The organism is Bradyrhizobium sp. NBAIM01 (assembly GCF_020194115.1).
Taxonomy (GTDB): Bacteria; Pseudomonadota; Alphaproteobacteria; order Rhizobiales; family Xanthobacteraceae; genus Bradyrhizobium; species Bradyrhizobium yuanmingense.
Map to the genome: position 1 here is coordinate 117910 of NZ_JADYVU010000009.1, position 15802 is coordinate 133711.

The window sequence follows — 15802 nt, forward strand, 5'->3', positions numbered from 1 at the left end:
GTCCATGGGCGGCACTGTGTTCGGGTATGTTCGCGTTTGTTTGATTTGAGTCAAGGGAACACGTCAGGGCCAACCCTAGCGTCAGCCGCATGCTGATTGGACAACCATCAGGAGCCGCCCGCCATGCCCGGCCTAGACGATCTCATCCCCAGCGCAGCCCAGATTCGTAAGGAAGCCGCCCTCAAGGAAGCCGAAAAGGCGGAGGAATATGTGCGCCTTGCCGCCGCGGCCGAGGCGGAGAAGCGCGCCTTGATCGAGCGCTTGAGCAAGCCCTCGGGCAAGACCGAGGAGGAGAAGATCAAGCTCGCCTCGACCGTGATCCAGCGCGCGGTGCGCAACGGCCTCACGGAAGTGCTGGTCTATCGCTTCCCCAACTCGCTCTGCACGGACAAGGGCCGCGCCATCAATCAGATGGAGAAGGGCTGGGAGAACACCCTGACCGGAATTCCCAAGGAGATCTTCCAGCTCTGGACCGATTACCTGAAACCGCGCGGCTATCGCATCGCCTATCAGATCATCGATTTTCCGGGCGGCGTGCCCGGCGACATCGGCGTGACCATTTCCTGGGACGATTAGCAACAGGTGGGATCGGCATGGCGAAGGACGGCCCTGCGGAGCGGATGAAGCGGAAGGATTACGAGAAGGAGCTCGAGAAGCTCCAGGTCGGGCTGTGCCATCTCCAGGACTACGTGCGGGAAAACAAGCTCCGGGTCATCGTCCTGTTCGAGGGTCGGGACGCCGCCGGCAAGGGCGGCACGATCAAGGCGATCACCGAGAAGGTCAGCCCGCGCGTGTTCCGGGTCGTCGCCCTGCCCGCGCCGTCCGACCGCGAGAAGACACAATTGTTCTTCCAGCGCTACATGGAGCGATTTCCGGCCGGCGGCGAGATCGTGATCTTCGACCGGAGCTGGTACAACCGCGCCGGTGTCGAGTACGTCATGGGCTTCTGCACCCCCGCCGAGCACGAGCGTTTCCTCAACCTGTGCCCGCAGATGGAGAAATACGTCATCGACGGCGGCATCATCCTGATCAAGATCTGGCTCGAGGTCGGCATGGACGAGCAGGAGCGCCGTTTCAAGGCCCGCATCGACGACCCGGTCCGACAGTGGAAGCTCAGTCCGATGGACCTGGAATCCTTCCGTCGCTGGTACGATTATTCGCGCGCGCGCGACCTGATGCTGAAGAAGACCAGCACGAAGGATGCGCCCTGGAACATCGTCCGCTCTGACGACAAACGAAGGGCGCGGCTCAACTGCATCGCGCACCTTCTCGGCGCCATCCCCTTCAAGCGCATCAAGAAGGACAAGATCAAACTGCCGAAGCGCTCCGACAAGGGACGCTACAACGACCAGGCCAGCCTCAAGAAAATGAGTTTCGTCGCGCAGCGCTATTGAGCAGCGTCAGGCCGCTAAAGCGCGATGCGATTGGAATGAATCGTCATCGCGCTTTAGGTTGTTGTTTGAGCATGTTCTATTCGGAAAACCGCTACACACTTTTCCGGATCATGCCCTAGGGGCCCGACGCTGCCGTCGATCGCTCAATGGCCATACAACCCCTTCAACTCGATTTCAGGCGGATCGTGACGCCACCGACTGCAGCCGATACTTCCGCGCCGACCCGCGGGCCGCTGAGCTGGAGGATCACGCCATTGCTGTTTTGCAACTGAACGGCGCCGGCACCTGCGGCGATTGCCCCACCCGCTCCTCCCACGGCATAAGAGCCTTCGATCGACGCCGGCCCCTTTAGATTGAGCGCGCGGCCGACGAACTTCGTGGTCGACGCTCCGATGGTGAGGCCCACGCTCATGCCAGACACCGTGAATGGGTATTTCTTGCCCCGGTAGACCAGAACGCCCTCACCGCCACCGGCGCCGACGATGAAGCCACCCTTGGTGAAGACGACCGCGACCTGGCCGGTGTCGGCACGCGCGGACGTGCTAAAGCCGGCAACAGCGGCGAGCGAAGCGACCAGGACGGCGCCGAAGGACAGTTTTCTCATGACGTTTTCTTCCCCTTATTGAGCCAGGATCATCGCGAAGTAGCCGAAGATGGTGAGAAGGATGCCCGAGACGGCATAGCCGACCGGGAATCCGATCCAGGGCACGGAGCTCTGGATCTCGACCGCGGCCTCGCGGCACGGGCCGGAATGCGACCGCGCGCCGGCAACGCCGCCCATCAGCACCGCCGGATTGATCTTGAAGACGTGGAAGCCGATCGCCCAGACGATGAACGGCGGGATCGTGCACGCGATGAAGCCGACGATGAAGATCTTGAGCGCGAGCGCGCCGGTGAGCTGAGCCAACAGGCCGGCGCCGGCATTGACCCCGACGATCGCGACGAACACAACGAGGCCGAGATCCTCGAGCACGTTTCGCGCCGCGTTCGGCGTATTGCCGAAGAAGCGCAGCCGCGACACGACCGAGGACACGATCACGCCGGACAGCAACAGCCCGCCGGCATTGCCGAGACCGACCTTGGCACCGAAGGCGGGGAATTCGATCATGCCGATGAGGAAGCCGATGATCATGCCGACCGACAGGGTCAGCAAGTCGGTCGAGGTGTTGGCGCGCGCGATGCGGCCCCACATCTCGCCGAGCTCGTTGACCGCCGACTTCAGGCCGACCACCGAGACGATGTCCATGCGCTCCAGCTTGGTCTTGAGACCGGCCGGGATCTGCACCCCGCCCCGCTCGACCTTGGTCACCTGCAGCTGGCCGGCGATGGCCGTGTCGCGGAAGGACTCGAAGGTCCGCCCGACGACGTCCTTGTTGAAGACGACGATTTCCGCCTGGTCCATGGGTATACCGAGCGTCTTGGCATCGGCGACCTCCGGACCAATCAGGCCCATCTTCTCAGTCAGATGCTCGGTCGATCCGCCCAGCGCGACGATATCGCCCTTCTGCAGCACGAGCTCGGGATCAGCCCCCTGCGGCTCACCATTGCGCCCGACATTGACGATACGGTACTCGGGATTGACCGTGCGGAATTTGGCGATGCTCATCCCGATCGTCGCAGGATTCTCCAGCCGGTAGGCCCGCAGACCGAACTGACGGTAGCCGGTCAGGGCGCCGCCTTCGAGATCTTTGACGCCGAACTCCTGCTCATACTTCTTGGCGGCGGCCTTGGCATCGACGCCCCACCAGCGCGGCAGGTATTTGCAGATCAGGATGATGCCGACGGTGCCCCAAATATAGGTAATACCGTAGGACAAAGCGATCATGCCGGAGGCGTCCTCGGGCTTCATCCCGGCAGGCAGTTTCACGACTCCCGACGTGACGGCCTGCTCGGCCGAACCGATCGCCGCCGACATGGTCTGCGATCCCGCCAGCATTCCGCCAGCCGCACCGGGCGGCAATGCGAAGAGCTTCGCCCCAAGCACGACGAGGGTCAGGCCGATCACACTCGACACCACCGCGAGGAACAAGAATTTGATCCCGTCGCCCCGCAGGCTGTTGACGAAGGACGGACCTACGCGCAGGCCGACGCCGTACATGAAGAGATAGTAGAACAGGCTCTTGGCGAAGTTGTTCAACTCCAGCTTCACGCCATAGCTGGATGCCCAGACCGAGATGCCCGCGCCGACCACGATGGCACCGGCGACCATGCCGAGGCCATAACCCTTGATGCTGGCTCGGCCGATATAGACGGCGAGACCGACCACGAAGAACAGCAGCAGATACGGGTACTGCTGCAAGAACTGGAAAAATGCCTGCATGTTCGTCCCCTCCCGACCTATGACGCGGCCTTGAGCTTCGGCTGGGCGCTGGGCTTTGGCCTGCCGAGCTTGGCCAAGGCTTCCGTCCGTACGAGTTTCAGCCCTTCCTTGGCGTCGTAGCCGTGGATCTCCTTCACATCGAGCTTGCGCATGAAGTCGATCGTCTCCTGGGTGATGACCTGGCCGGGCACCATGATCGGGAAGCCCGGCGGATACGGGATCACGAAGTTGGCCGAGACGAGCTCGGGCCCGGCCTTCAGCCGCCGGTCGATCTCGGGATCGTTGAGGCGGATGTGCTCGCAGCCGGCGACGTCATAGGCCGCGTAGAAGCCGCTGCGGATGTCGCCCTCGTTGGTCTTGGTGCCAGCATCGCCGCGGAAGCTCGGGTGGAAATGCGAGAAGTTCGGCAGATCGGGTACGTCCTTCATGAGGCTCGTCACCCGTGCCTCGAAGGTCTTTCGCGCATTGGCACCGCCCTGGGCCAGGCCGCGGTCGATCTCGCCCGCGATCTCGGCGAGCACGCGAACGAGATGCGCGACGTCGCTGCGAGTGTTGTTGATGTTGGATTGGACCAGCACCGAGTTGCGGGAGGTCTTGTTGACCTGGATGTTGTACTCGTTGGCGAGAATGCCCTTGAACTGCGTGCCGTCATAGCCGGCCGTGCCGCATACCAGCGTCATGCGGGTCGGGTCGAGGCAGAACTCGTCCTCGTCCAGGCTCTTCAGCGTGTTCGCCCAGTTGACGCCGGGGGCGAGGAAGTCGGTGAAGCCGCTCTGGCGGTACTGCGCCGGCACCATGGCGTCGGCACCGAGGATGCGGAAATATTTCGAGATCAGCGGGTTGTTGTTGACCGCCTGGCGGATCGCGAACGCGATCTCGATCGCATTGGCGACGAGGCCATAGCCCTCCAGCTCCATCTGCCGCCGTGAGATGTCAAGGCTCGCGATCAGCTGCTGGTTCGGGCTTGTCGAGGCGTGGGTGAACACCGCTTCCTTGAACTGCTGCTCCACGGTGTGGAATTCGACGTCCTTGACCGAGAGCATCGAGCCCTGGCGGATCGCCGACATCGACTTGTGGGTCGAGTTGGTCTGGTAGACGCGCAGCCGGATCTGTCGGGGGTCCGGGATCAGCCGGGTCTTGAGCAGCACCTCGTCGGACGGGTTCTTGCCGAGCTCGGCCTGCTGCTTCTCATAGGCCGCGACCGACTTGGGATCGCGCATCCATGCCTCGATCTCGTTGGCCGCGCCAAGTCCGGTGCGGCGGCGCAGGAATGGCGAGAAACGCGCGAAGCCGAACCAGGCTTCATCCCACAGGAAGATCAGATCGGGCTTGATGGCGAGGCATTCCTCCATCACCCGCCGTGTGTTGTAGATATGGCCGTCGAACGTGCAGTTGGTGAGGTCGACCATCTTGACGCGGTCGAGCCGGCCATCGGCCTTGGCGCCCAGCAGCGCCTGCTTGATGGTCTTCAGCGGCACCGCGCCGTACATCGAATATTCCGTCATCGGGAAGGCTTCGACGTAGAGCGGCTGCGCACCGGCCAGCACCATGCCGTAGTGATGCGACTTGTGGCAATTGCGGTCGACAATCGCGATGTCGCCGGGCGCGAGCAGCGCCTGCACCGTCATCTTGTTGGACGTCGATGTGCCGTTGGTAACAAAGAAGACGCGGTCGGCGCCGAGCGCCCTCGCCGCCTTCTCCTGCGCCTTCTTGATGTTGCCGGTCGGCTCCAGCATGCTGTCGAGACCGCCGGTGGTGGCGCTGCTCTCGGCCAGGAACAGGTTCGGGCCGTAGAACTCGCCCATGTCCCGGATCCAGTCGGACTTGAAGATCGACTTGCCGCGGGCGATCGGCAGCGCGTGGAAGGTGCCGATCGGACGCTGGGCGTATTTCTTGAGATTGTCGAAGAACGGCGTGTCGTAGCGATCTTGGATGCCTTCGAGGATCGATAGGTGGAGTTCCAGCAGCTCTTCAACGGAATAGAAGATGCGGCGGACCACGTCCGCCTCGGGATTGCCGGCGAGCTCCTCCACGTCACGGTTCGAGATCATGTAAAGGTCGAGCTCGGGCCTGACGCGCTTGATGATCTGGGCGAGCCGCAGCGCCGAAGCGTCGGTTTCGTCGTTGAGACCGGCCGAGGCCATGATCGAGCGCAACACCGGTGCATCGTGCCGCGAACGCAGGCCAAAGCCCTCGTTGATGATGACGGCTCCGATGTTCGGATTGAGCATCGTCGCACAGAAAGCGTCCTCCAGGCTGCCGACGATCACAGGTTCATAGATGAACGCGTCGACCGGGCGCCGCAGCTTGCGCCATTCCGCGGCCAGCGCCGGCCATTGGCTGGAAGATACGCCGGTGACGATCAGGGTTTCGAAATACGGCCTGCGCGCGCTGTGCGCGCCAAAGGCCGGCGGCGCGAGCTCGGGCGCATCGCCGTTGCCGTCGTCCTTGGGGCTCCAGTCACCGGCATGTTGGCGGAAGGATCGCGTCGCCAGTGCCTGGGCAATTCTCGTCGCAAGGGCGAACGATGATGCACCGTCGCCGGCGACTGCTGCTTCCCGCAGCGCCGCCATGAGGTGCGGACCGGGATAGCCGTGAAATTCTTCGATGATCGAAAGATCGGCCAACCCCGCGTCATAGGCTGTGCGATTGCCGACGCGCGCCCAGGTCTTTGCTGCTTCCACAACGTCGCGCCAGTCGTCTGCCCGCGCGCCCGGGCCGGAAAAGAACTGGTCGATACGCTTCTGTGCGGGCTTGGCGTCTTTGGACATCTCTCTCTCCCGATCCTCTAAAGGTGATGCGGATCGTGGGTGCGGCGCGGCTCGCTCCATTGATCCAAGTCAACGGTCGCGTGCATTCTGCGGGCCGACGCCGTGCCGTTCGCAGCGCAACACGAAAAGATCAGGCCGTTCGTTGTGCGACGCTCACCTGATCATTGGCGCGCTCATCTCCCCTCCTGCGAACGTAGCGCTTCGCTGCGCAGCAGCACGATCAACAGCGCGACGACCGGCAGGCCCAGCGCGAGATCGGGGACGCTCTTGGTTGCAAAGGCTCCGGCGGCGGCACCGAAGCCGAACACGACGCACAACGCGATGAAAATGCCCGAGCGGCGCAGCGTTCCGAGTGGTGCGCCGCCTGCTGCGACTGCGAAGACGTTCTCGATGGCCTGACGCATGTTGCTGGTGATCATCACCGTGCTGCACACTGTGCCTTCGACCTTGACGAACATTGCGGCCTGCATCGCTGCCACGGCGGAAATACCGAGCGTTCCAGCCAAATCGGGCAACCTATTGTGCAAGATGCCGATCGCTATCAACAGCAGGATCTCGATCAACGTACTGACCGCGCTGGCCCGCTCGCCCGTTGCGCGGCGCAGCCAGGCTGCGAGCACGATGCCGACCGCGAACGCCAGGATTGGCGGCACGAAGTGCAGCGCCTTCGCCCAGTTGCCCGCCATCGCGTGAATCCACAGGAAGATCAGGTTGGCGGTCTGGGCATTCGCCAACACGCCGTGGATGATCCAGGTATAGGCGTCGATATAGCCGCCGACAAAGGCGAGCAGCAGGACGATCTCGACTGTCTCCTCGCGGCGGATCGCACCGGTTGTGACGTTCAGGGTACTCATGACGGCAATATGGGCTGTCGCGAACATTCCATCGCGTCATAGCCGCCGCCACGTCGCCGCGAAGGCTTGATCTGGATCAAGCAACATCTCGCCGCCGCCAATCAAATCGCGCCAAAGCGCCGGGGGAATGCCATGGAAACCGTCAGGTGGATCATCGCCACCGCACCGGAAATATTCCTGCTGCTCGCGATCGCGATCGGTACCATCCTCGGCCGCATCAGGATCCGCGGCTTCTCGATCGGAACCACCGCCTGCATCCTGATTGTCGCCGTGCTGATCGGACAGCTCGGGAGCTTCACGTTCCCGCCGATCCTCCGGGCGATCCTGTTCAGCCTGTTCGTCTTTACGATCGGTTACCGTTCTGGACCGGAATTCTTCGCCTCGCTGAGCGTGCGGACCTTGGCACAGGTCGTGCTGGCGTTGGTGATCGGCGCCACGGGGCTCGCGCTCGTGCTCATCTTCGCGCGTGTCTTCACGTTGGATACGGGGACAGCGGCAGGACTGACGGCAGGGGCGCTGACGCAATCCTCGGTGATCGGCACCGCATCCGGCGCGCTGGCGCAGCTCGGCCTGCCGAGCGACGTGCTGAAGCAGCAGGAAGCCAACATCGCGGCGGGCTATGCGGTGACCTACGTGCTCGGCTACATCCTGACGCTCCTGTTCGTGCCATTCGTCGCGCCGCGGCTGATGCGGATCGATCTGAAGGCGGAGGCGAAGAAGCTCGAGGCGGAGCTCGCCGGCGGTACGCCGCCAAAGACGGAAAACCTGTCCTATCGCAAATTCCAGGCCCGCGCCTATCGCGTCACGGCCGGCGCAGGTCGCACCATCAGTGCGATCGAGGCGGAGATCGGCGGCCGCACGGTCGTAGAGCGGATCGTGCGCAGCGGGGCCGACATCAAGCCGCAGCAGGATACCGTGCTCGAGGCCGGCGACGACATCGTCATCGCCGGTCCGACCGCCGCGATCGTCGCGGCCAAGCCGATCCTCGGGGCCGAGATCGACGCGGGGGAACTGCTACGCAACCTGCCCGGCAATGTGATCGAAGTGCTCGTTGAAAACCGCCAGCTGCACGGCCGCTCACTGCGCGAAATCGTTGACCGGCTCGGCGACAATGCACGCGGTGTATTCCTGCGTGCGCTGACGCGCATGGGGCGGGAAGTGCCGCTCGGTCCCGATACGCGCGTCTATCTCGGCGACGTCATGACGCTGGTCGGCAGCACCGGCAATATCGCGCGGGCAACGGCGCCAGTGGGACACGCTCTGAATACGAGCGACCGCACGGACATCGCCTTTCTCGCTGCCGGCATCGCAGTGGGTCTTCTGGCCGGCCTTGCCAGCTTCAAAATCGGCACTGTCGCATTGACACTCGGTGGCGGCGGCGGCGCGCTGATCGCCGGGCTCGTCTGCGGTTGGTTGCGTTCGCGCAGGCCGGGCATCGGCGCAATGCCGCCCGCGGCGCAGCAGACCCTGAGCGACATCGGCCTCGGCGGCTTCATCGCGGCGATCGGACTCGGCAACGGCCTTGCCGCCTGGTCGGCGATCCAGGCGCACGGTCTGTTGCTGGTCGGCATGGGCATCGTCGTCACGCTGGTCCCGATGACGGTGGGAACGCTGGTTGCCTATTATCTGCTGCGCATGAATCCGGTCGTGACCTGCGGTGCGCTCGCCGGCGCCATGACGGTCGATGCCGCCGTCACCGGCGCCTGCGACGTTGCCGAGAGCCAGACGCCGGTGCTCGGTGTCGCCGTCCCCTACGCGGTCGGCAATGTCGTCCTCACGGTGCTCGGCCCAATCGTCGTGGCCGCAACCTATTCAGGTTGAGGGAGGCCCGGATGCGACGCGGACCTGCATTGCTCCATTTTTTCGCGATCACCTTGCTCAGCGTTTTCGTGGCCGCATCGCCCACGCACGCCGCGGACGAGGTCCGCATCCAGGAGGAAATCTGGGCGCTGCCCCTGCCGCTGCCGATGTTCGCCTATCTGGTGCGCCCGGTCGGCGACGGTCCGTTCCCGCTCGTCATCATGAATCACGGTGTCTCGCTCGACGCGACCCAGCGCAGCCTTTTCCCTCTGGTCGAATTTCGCGACGCCGCCAAATGGTTTGCGAGGCGCGGCTATCTCGTGGCGGCCCCGGTAGGCAGCGGTTATGGCGCGCAGGCAATCGACATCCCCGAACGCGGAATGTTCGGCCCGTTCTTCTCGAAAATCGGGAAGTGCGCCAATCCCAATTTCCGTGATGCCGGCCTCGCGGTCGCCCAGGTCGATCTCTGGATCATTGACTATCTGGCCGCCGAGAAGCGGATCATCCCCAAGGACGTGATCGTGGTCGGCCAGTCCGCCGGCGGCTGGGCCTCGATCGCCTTGTCGAGCGTGAACCCGCCACAGGTGAAGGCCATCATCGTCTTTGCCGGAGGCCGCGGCGGACGCGTCGACGGCAAGCCGAACAACAATTGCGCGCCCGACCGACTGGTCGAGGCCACCGCCGATTTCGGCCGCACATCGCGCGTGCCGATGCTGTGGATCTACACCGGGAATGACACGTATTTCGGTCCCGACCTATCGAAGCGCATGCACGCTGCCTTCATCGGCGCCGGCGGCCGGGCCGAATATCACCTGATGCCCCCGTTCGGCAACGAGGGACATTTCCTCCTCGGTTCGCCGGACGCGGTTCCGCTCTGGTCGCCGTTGGTGGCGAAGTTTCTCGACGCGCAGAACTGAGTCCGGATCTCGGAGTTGCAGCGATGGCCCGTGCTTTTGATTGTCTCTCTGGTCTCCTGATGGTTGCAGCCGCCGGAGTCGCGACGGTCTTGGCTGTCGCTTCGCTCAAGGCGGCGCAAGCGGAAAAGTCCTCCGAGGTCGCAACACGCGGCCAGCGCGACGCCAGCGACATCACCTATGGCAGCTGGCAGAAATTGTGCTTCAAGGCCGGCGGCGCGCCCACCCTCTGCCGAACCTCGATCACTGGCCGGTTCGCGACCGGGCAAACAGCCGTGCGCATTGATCTGATCGAGCGGGAGGACGCGCCCACCGCCCGCCTGCAACTTTTCGTGCCGGTCGGAATGTACCTGCAGCAAGCACCGAAACTGGCCGTCGACCATGGCGCCGCGTTCCGCATTCCTTATACCTGGTGTCTCACCAATTTATGCGTCGCGGCGGACGTCGTGACGCCAAAAATCATCTCGGAGATGGAAAACGGTCAAACGCTTCTGCTCGAACTCGTCGACTCCAATCTTCTTGCCGTGACGACTTCGATTCCGCTCGCGCAATTCGGTTCCGCCCATAAGGGGGCGCCGACCAGGATACTCGAGCAATATGTCGAAGAATGACGGCCGTCGTGGAGCTACAAGACGCGGGCGCGCTGGACGGATTCGATCAAAGACTGCGCCGCAAACGGCTTGATGAGATAGGCGATGCAGCCCGAGGCAATCGCGGCCGAGCGGTTTGCCGGGCTGTCATTGCCGGTGACATAGATCACCGGTGCCGCAATGCCCTTCTCGGCCAGGCTTCGCCGCACCTCGATGCCGGACCTTGCACCCAGATTGATGTCGAGGATGATGCAGATCGCGGTGTGGAACCTGCCATGATCGAGCAAGGCCCCTCCCGTGTCGAACAGGGTTGTGGCGAAGCCGTATCCTCGCAGCAGCCTGTCCATGCTGGTCCGCATGGACGGATCGTCATCGACGACGAAGACGGACTCGCGCAGGAGCAAGGCGATTGCCTTTCCGGAAGACGACAGTGGGATATCGGATACGACAGCTCCGCGCTTTCGCGTGTGCCTATGTGCATTATTGCACATAGCTCGTCGTGCACTGTCAACACGCCCTTGCATTGTCCTTTGGGACAGGCACGTTCGAGGGAACCGCGCGCCTTTTCAGAGCCGTCAGCGTTCTTCCGGATCGAGCATTCCGAGACGCTCTGCGATCGAAACGAGTTCCGCCAGCGAGCGAACCTGCATCTTCTCCATCACTTGATGGCGGTGCGCCTTCACGGTGCGCTCGGTGGTGCCCAGCTCATGCGCGATCTGCTTGTTGATCCGGCCGCGCACGATCAGATCGAACACCTGTCGCTCGCGCTGCGTCAGCGTGGCCAGATGACCACGAAACGCATCCAGCCTGCTGGCCTGGGCGCGTGCGGTCCGCTGACTGGCCAGCGCACGCTCGATCGCATCGAGCAACTGCTCGGACGATATCGGTTTGGTCAGGAAGTCTTCCGCACCTGCCTTGATCGCGCGCACGGTCGTCGGCGTGTCGGCATGACCGGTCAGGAAGACGATGGGCAGCATCGACCCCGCCGCAGCCAACCGCGCCTGCAGGTCGGGACCGCTCAGGCCCGGAATCCGCACGTCGAGCAGGATACATCCCGCCTGCCCGTCATCCGGCGCCGAGTCCAGGAGCTCCAGCGCCGAGGCGTAGGTCGCGACCTCGTATCCCGCGAGCTTTAGCCGGCGCTCGATCGCGGTCCGAAACGACTCGTCATCGTCAACGACGTGAACAAGGCCTGGCAACTTTCTACCTCTCGCCCAACTCAATGAGGACGCTCGACGTCCTTCTCATTGTTCAAAGCGATCCTCACGTCTGAAAGTCGAAATATCTGCTTCGCAATTTGCCGCAGCTACCCTGCGCAGAGGGCTTCTCATCCAGCGCAGCAATCGTCCGTGCTGTCCTATGGTACAATGAACCTTGGGACAATGGATAACAATACCTCGCTGGCCGAAAATCAACTTCGGCGGGAGTGGGATAGCGCGGCGCATTTCCGGCAAAGTATTTCGTCTGACAGACCAATTCGGCGGAAAAGCTGAGGAGTTGGCCTATGTTCGTTCGCATCACGACGGATTCCAAGCTGCGTCCCAATACCCTCCGCGACCTCGGCATGGCATCTCATTCAAATGCCCTGGTCAATTTAAGCGAATTTTCCTACCGAAAAGGCTCCGAGATCTACGGCGAGAAGGAGCCGGCCGAGTATGTCTACCAGGTCAAATCCGGCGCGGTGCGTAGCTACAAGCTGCTGTCGGACGGGCGCAGGCAGATCGGCGCATTTCACCTCGTCGGCGACATTTTCGGGCTCGAGAACGGCAGCGAGCACCGCTTCACGACGGAAGCCATCGTCGACACCACGGTACGGCTGATCAAACGCCAAAGCCTGGAAATCGTGGCCGAGAGCGATGCCATGGTAGCCAGAAACCTGCTCAGCATGACCACGAACAACCTCCAGCATGCTGAAGACCACATGCTGCTGCTCGGCCGCAAGACCTCCCTGGAGCGCGTCGCCGCATTCCTGCTCGAAATGGACAAGCGCCTGACGGCTGCCGGCGTCATGGCGCTTCCGATGTCCCGACGCGACATTGCCGACTATCTCGGCCTGACGCTGGAGACCGTCTCGCGGGCTTTGTCGCGGCTGCATGAACTCGGCGTGCTCGGCTTCATCGGCAACACCCAGCGCCAGATCGTGCTCCTCGACCGGCACCAGCTCGCAGGACTCGATCTGCAGCCGTGAACCGGCGAAATGCCGGTTCGCGATCCGCAATGGTCGCGATCGCCCCGGCTCAGGTGCCCGGCAGGTCCGCGCCGGGTTTTTCCGTGAGCCCGAGATGGTCGAGCGTCCTGAGCAAAACCTCGAACAGGATGGCGGCGGACCAGCCGAACAGAAGAACGCCGTTCATGGCGGTCAGCGGGCCAATCAGCCGCCATTCGGGCACCGGCGTGATGTCGCCGTAGCCGAGCGTGGTGTAGTTGACGAACGCGAAGTAGAGCATGTCCGCGTCGGCGGTCGCCGCGTGCACGATATGATAGGTCGCCGCCCACATCAGAATTTCGATCATGTGGGCGATCTTCAACACGACGGCGATCGTGATCATGACGCTCATGAGGTGCAATCGCGGCCGCTTGGTATGGCGCGGGACGGCACTGCGGGCCACCGTGACGGCGACCACCGTCACGAGCGCGTGGATTCCGATATTGATCACGCTGACGAGCGTGCCGACAAGGAATTGGAGCATCATCGGGGTGAAACACACCTCATTTTAGCCTAGGCCAAGCGTGCCTCGATGGTTTCCTTTGCGACAACGGTTTCCTGATCGACCCGCGCTGAAGCAGCGCGGTCGATTCCTGTCCATGCGGTCGCGAGCTCCCAGGCCACCGACAGGATGATCGGCCCAATGAACAGTCCGATGATTCCATGCGCGAGCGTACCACCAATGACCCCGATCAGGATGACCAGCGTCGGCGTCGTCAGGCCCCGCCCCATGACGAGCGGCTTCAGCACGTTGTCGAGCAGACCGACGACGACCAGATAGACAGTCAAGAGCAGGGCGACGGTCACGTCCTTGTCCACCCATATCCAGACCAGCACGGGGAAAAGAACGGGGCCGGCGCCGATTTGGACAATCGACAGCAAGAGCACGACGACCGCGAGCAGTCCCGCGCTTGGGATCTCTGCGAGCTTGAAGCCGATGCCCGCCAGCAAGGCCTGAAGGATAGCGACGCCGATAATGCCCTGCGCGACGGCGCGTATGGTTGCGCCGGCGAGCTCGAGAAAGTGCTCGCTCCGGCCGGGCACGACGCGCAACAGGAAGCCGCGCAGCGCGGCGACGAGCTGCGCGCCGTGCGGGAGCAGAAAGCCCGCGACGATCACCGACAGCAGGAATTGGAGCATGCCAATTCCGGTGTCACCGGCAAACGACAGCATCACTCCGGCGAGCGGTTTCAAGTACGGCGCCACCTCGCGCAGCGCCGCACGGATGTTCGTGTAGGCCTCGTTCCAGATCGCGTAGAGCTGAGGACCGATCAACGGCCAGCTCCTGATCTGCTCCGGTGCGGCCTGGAGCGCGAGATCGCCACTGCCGATCTGGGCCGCAAGGTCCCGGATCCCTTCGACTGCACTGAGGCCGAGCCACGCGGCGGGACCGATGACGATGCCCAGCGTGATCAGGGTGAGAACGGCTGAGGCTGTCCGGGGACGGCCACCGAGGCGTTGGGCGAGCCAGGCGAAGACGGGATGAAATGCCACCGCCAACACGGCGCTCCAGCTCAGGATCGGCACGAACGGCCGGAGGACGAGAAATGTCCAGAAGATCAGCAGCCCGAGCAAGCCCAGCCGGATCACGAGTTGGACAATGTCCTCCGCGGACAGAAGCTGGCGAAGCGTTTTCAAGGGTCGTTGCCTCCAAGCCGACGGACCGCTACTGAAAAGCTAGCGGGGCGGCCCGCCGAGGAGGCTTGATCCAGATCAAGCCAGGCGATCGGTCACCTAGCGAGATCGGCAACAGGCGCGCAGCCAGTTGCGTCTCGGCGCAGATTGCGCGGTCCACCGCCCGCGAGTGAGAATGCCCCGGTGCTGGACCTGAGCCAGCAGTCGTGAAGTTGACGCCGACGAACGGATTGATCTCGACATAGCTCCGACCGACGGCAAAGCCCATGATCTCGATTGCTGTGCCCGTCTGGAGGCTAATGGCGGGTACGGCCGAGCTATATCGGCCGCTCCGCCCGGCGGCCTGTTCTTTCTGGTCACGACCAAGAGGGCCAGGGGCTCTGGAGGTATCGGCCGGCTTTCATTCCTTCGATTCGGACTTGGCGCTCAGGACGACCCGATCAGAGAGTGCCTTTTGGAACTTTATTCCAACGCCGTCGCCGGAATTTGGGGGATCCCGAGGGGCAATTTGGGTCGGTACAAGGCCCCTACCCCCTCCATATCCCCAGCCGCTCCGGACCACGGCGGAAGTGGCAGAACAGAACGAGACGTTGAAACCTCTGATTTTTCAGTGGCTTACCCCTAGGACTTGCTTAGTTCTGGAGTGTTTTGAAAGGCTTGGAAACAGCCTGATGGCTCCCCGGGCTGGATTCGAACCAGCGACCATCCGATTAACAGTCGGATGCTCTACCGCTGAGCTACCGAGGAAAAGGGCGAACCGTTCGTTCGCGCGCGGCTGCGTATAACAAAGCCGCTTGCGCTTGCAAAGGACGAATTCGTCATCATCCGCAACGCGCTCGGAGGGACCTGGAATGGCCGCTCCTCCGGCCGGGACCGGGCGAGGATTATTCCGCCAGGAACGAGGTGGTCTTGGTGCCGGGGTCGTAGCGCAAGCGGAGCGCGGTGAGCTTGCAGAGATTGACGTTCTTCCACAGCACCGACTCGTCATAGTTCTTCCAGTCGACCCGGATGTTCCAGACGCAGCCTTCATCGTCGTCGTCGAACTCGACATAAGTGCTGGCCTGGTTCTGCAACACCTTGTCGAGCTCGTTCTCCCATTCGTCCAGCCCGTCATCCGGCGCGTTGAAGCCCAGGAACTTGATGGCATAGCCGGTCTCGTTGACGACGGTGACGTTGCGGGCATCGGCCGCAAGCGACGGTGCGGCGGCGATCGAAAGGGCGATCGCGATCAATCCGGACAGAAAATGCTTCATTGTGAAATTCTCCGCTCGAAACAGGTCTCGGCGCCCGATGTCGATCGACGCAGGCGCCGTGGCAA

The 15802-nt window shown here is 63.1% G+C and carries 15 protein-coding genes and 1 tRNA gene; 6 read left to right on the forward strand and 10 right to left on the reverse strand.

Annotated features, from left to right (window positions below; all coding sequences use genetic code 11):
• Positions 1-123: 123 nt before the first annotated feature.
• The gene (locus I6F31_RS26280) at positions 124-576 is read left to right on the forward strand and encodes a hypothetical protein (RefSeq protein WP_035999435.1); all 453 of its coding nucleotides are present in this window, start codon (positions 124-126) and stop codon (positions 574-576) included.
• Between the two features lie 17 nt (positions 577-593).
• The gene (gene ppk2, locus I6F31_RS26285) at positions 594-1394 is read left to right on the forward strand and encodes a polyphosphate kinase 2 (protein ID WP_225186337.1); all 801 of its coding nucleotides are present in this window, start codon (positions 594-596) and stop codon (positions 1392-1394) included.
• Positions 1395-1557: 163 nt separating this feature from the next.
• Here the strand turns inward: ppk2 and I6F31_RS26290 are convergent, their stop codons facing one another.
• From I6F31_RS26290 to I6F31_RS26305, 4 genes are all read right to left on the reverse strand, one after another.
• Complete coding sequence (locus I6F31_RS26290; RefSeq protein WP_035999439.1) at positions 1558-1998, reverse strand: hypothetical protein; 441 nt, start codon at positions 1996-1998, stop codon at positions 1558-1560.
• Between the two features lie 15 nt (positions 1999-2013).
• Complete coding sequence (locus I6F31_RS26295; RefSeq protein ID WP_035999441.1) at positions 2014-3714, reverse strand: transporter; 1701 nt, start codon at positions 3712-3714, stop codon at positions 2014-2016.
• 17 nt (positions 3715-3731) lie between these two features.
• Positions 3732-6485 carry a decarboxylase gene (locus tag I6F31_RS26300; protein WP_225186338.1) on the reverse strand — a complete coding sequence of 918 codons (2754 nt, stop codon included), beginning with the start codon at positions 6483-6485 and terminating at the stop codon, positions 3732-3734.
• 173 nt (positions 6486-6658) lie between these two features.
• Positions 6659-7339: a YoaK family protein gene (locus I6F31_RS26305; protein ID WP_225186383.1), complete on the reverse strand. Its 681-nt coding sequence runs from the start codon at positions 7337-7339 to the stop codon at positions 6659-6661.
• A 132-nt stretch (positions 7340-7471) separates the two neighbouring features.
• Here I6F31_RS26305 and I6F31_RS26310 point away from each other — a divergent pair, with 132 nt between their 5' ends.
• From I6F31_RS26310 to I6F31_RS26320, 3 genes are read left to right on the forward strand one after another with little or no spacing between them, the layout of a single operon-like run.
• Positions 7472-9160 carry a TrkA C-terminal domain-containing protein gene (locus tag I6F31_RS26310; protein ID WP_225174929.1) on the forward strand — a complete coding sequence of 563 codons (1689 nt, stop codon included), beginning with the start codon at positions 7472-7474 and terminating at the stop codon, positions 9158-9160.
• An 11-nt stretch (positions 9161-9171) separates the two neighbouring features.
• The gene (locus I6F31_RS26315; RefSeq protein ID WP_225174928.1) at positions 9172-10056 is read left to right on the forward strand and encodes a dienelactone hydrolase family protein; all 885 of its coding nucleotides are present in this window, start codon (positions 9172-9174) and stop codon (positions 10054-10056) included.
• Between the two features lie 23 nt (positions 10057-10079).
• Positions 10080-10664, forward strand: coding sequence for an invasion associated locus B family protein (locus tag I6F31_RS26320; RefSeq protein WP_225174927.1), 585 nt, complete (start codon positions 10080-10082; stop codon positions 10662-10664).
• A gap of 14 nt (positions 10665-10678) precedes the next feature.
• Here I6F31_RS26320 and I6F31_RS26325 read toward each other — a convergent pair whose 3' ends face one another.
• Both I6F31_RS26325 and I6F31_RS26330 read right to left on the reverse strand, forming a co-directional pair.
• Positions 10679-11047, reverse strand: a complete 369-nt coding sequence (locus I6F31_RS26325; protein ID WP_225174926.1) for a response regulator — start codon at positions 11045-11047, stop codon at positions 10679-10681.
• Positions 11048-11218: 171 nt separating this feature from the next.
• A complete protein-coding gene (locus I6F31_RS26330) occupies positions 11219-11842 on the reverse strand; it encodes a response regulator (RefSeq protein ID WP_225186339.1) in 624 nt (207 codons plus the stop codon).
• Between the two features lie 305 nt (positions 11843-12147).
• Here I6F31_RS26330 and I6F31_RS26335 point away from each other — a divergent pair, with 305 nt between their 5' ends.
• Positions 12148-12831: a helix-turn-helix domain-containing protein gene (locus I6F31_RS26335; RefSeq protein ID WP_225186340.1), complete on the forward strand. Its 684-nt coding sequence runs from the start codon at positions 12148-12150 to the stop codon at positions 12829-12831.
• Between the two features lie 49 nt (positions 12832-12880).
• On the opposite strand, the gene I6F31_RS26340 is transcribed toward I6F31_RS26335, so the two are convergent.
• From I6F31_RS26340 to I6F31_RS26355, 4 genes are all read right to left on the reverse strand, one after another.
• The gene (locus tag I6F31_RS26340; protein WP_035999460.1) at positions 12881-13336 is read right to left on the reverse strand and encodes a potassium channel family protein; all 456 of its coding nucleotides are present in this window, start codon (positions 13334-13336) and stop codon (positions 12881-12883) included.
• Between the two features lie 26 nt (positions 13337-13362).
• Positions 13363-14487 carry an AI-2E family transporter gene (locus I6F31_RS26345; RefSeq protein WP_225186341.1) on the reverse strand — a complete coding sequence of 375 codons (1125 nt, stop codon included), beginning with the start codon at positions 14485-14487 and terminating at the stop codon, positions 13363-13365.
• Positions 14488-15156: 669 nt separating this feature from the next.
• A tRNA-Asn gene (locus I6F31_RS26350) sits at positions 15157-15231 on the reverse strand.
• A 137-nt stretch (positions 15232-15368) separates the two neighbouring features.
• Positions 15369-15737, reverse strand: coding sequence for a hypothetical protein (locus I6F31_RS26355; RefSeq protein WP_036027987.1), 369 nt, complete (start codon positions 15735-15737; stop codon positions 15369-15371).
• Positions 15738-15802: the final 65 nt, after the last annotated feature.

What these genes read in the sequence shown, in the direction of transcription:
- I6F31_RS26305 (WP_225186383.1), bottom strand. Translation starts at nt 7,339, where the DNA reads ATGAGTACCCTGAACGTCACAACCGGTGCGATCCGCCGCGAGGAGACA.
- I6F31_RS26280 (WP_035999435.1), top strand. Translation starts at nt 124, where the DNA reads ATGCCCGGCCTAGACGATCTCATCCCCAGCGCAGCCCAGATTCGTAAG.
- I6F31_RS26355 (WP_036027987.1), bottom strand. Translation starts at nt 15,737, where the DNA reads ATGAAGCATTTTCTGTCCGGATTGATCGCGATCGCCCTTTCGATCGCC.
- I6F31_RS26315 (WP_225174928.1), top strand. Translation starts at nt 9,172, where the DNA reads ATGCGACGCGGACCTGCATTGCTCCATTTTTTCGCGATCACCTTGCTC.
- I6F31_RS26340 (WP_035999460.1), bottom strand. Translation starts at nt 13,336, where the DNA reads ATGATGCTCCAATTCCTTGTCGGCACGCTCGTCAGCGTGATCAATATC.
- ppk2 (WP_225186337.1), top strand. Translation starts at nt 594, where the DNA reads ATGGCGAAGGACGGCCCTGCGGAGCGGATGAAGCGGAAGGATTACGAG.
- I6F31_RS26310 (WP_225174929.1), top strand. Translation starts at nt 7,472, where the DNA reads ATGGAAACCGTCAGGTGGATCATCGCCACCGCACCGGAAATATTCCTG.
- I6F31_RS26290 (WP_035999439.1), bottom strand. Translation starts at nt 1,998, where the DNA reads ATGAGAAAACTGTCCTTCGGCGCCGTCCTGGTCGCTTCGCTCGCCGCT.
- I6F31_RS26335 (WP_225186340.1), top strand. Translation starts at nt 12,148, where the DNA reads ATGTTCGTTCGCATCACGACGGATTCCAAGCTGCGTCCCAATACCCTC.
- I6F31_RS26320 (WP_225174927.1), top strand. Translation starts at nt 10,080, where the DNA reads ATGGCCCGTGCTTTTGATTGTCTCTCTGGTCTCCTGATGGTTGCAGCC.
- I6F31_RS26295 (WP_035999441.1), bottom strand. Translation starts at nt 3,714, where the DNA reads ATGCAGGCATTTTTCCAGTTCTTGCAGCAGTACCCGTATCTGCTGCTG.
- I6F31_RS26300 (WP_225186338.1), bottom strand. Translation starts at nt 6,485, where the DNA reads ATGTCCAAAGACGCCAAGCCCGCACAGAAGCGTATCGACCAGTTCTTT.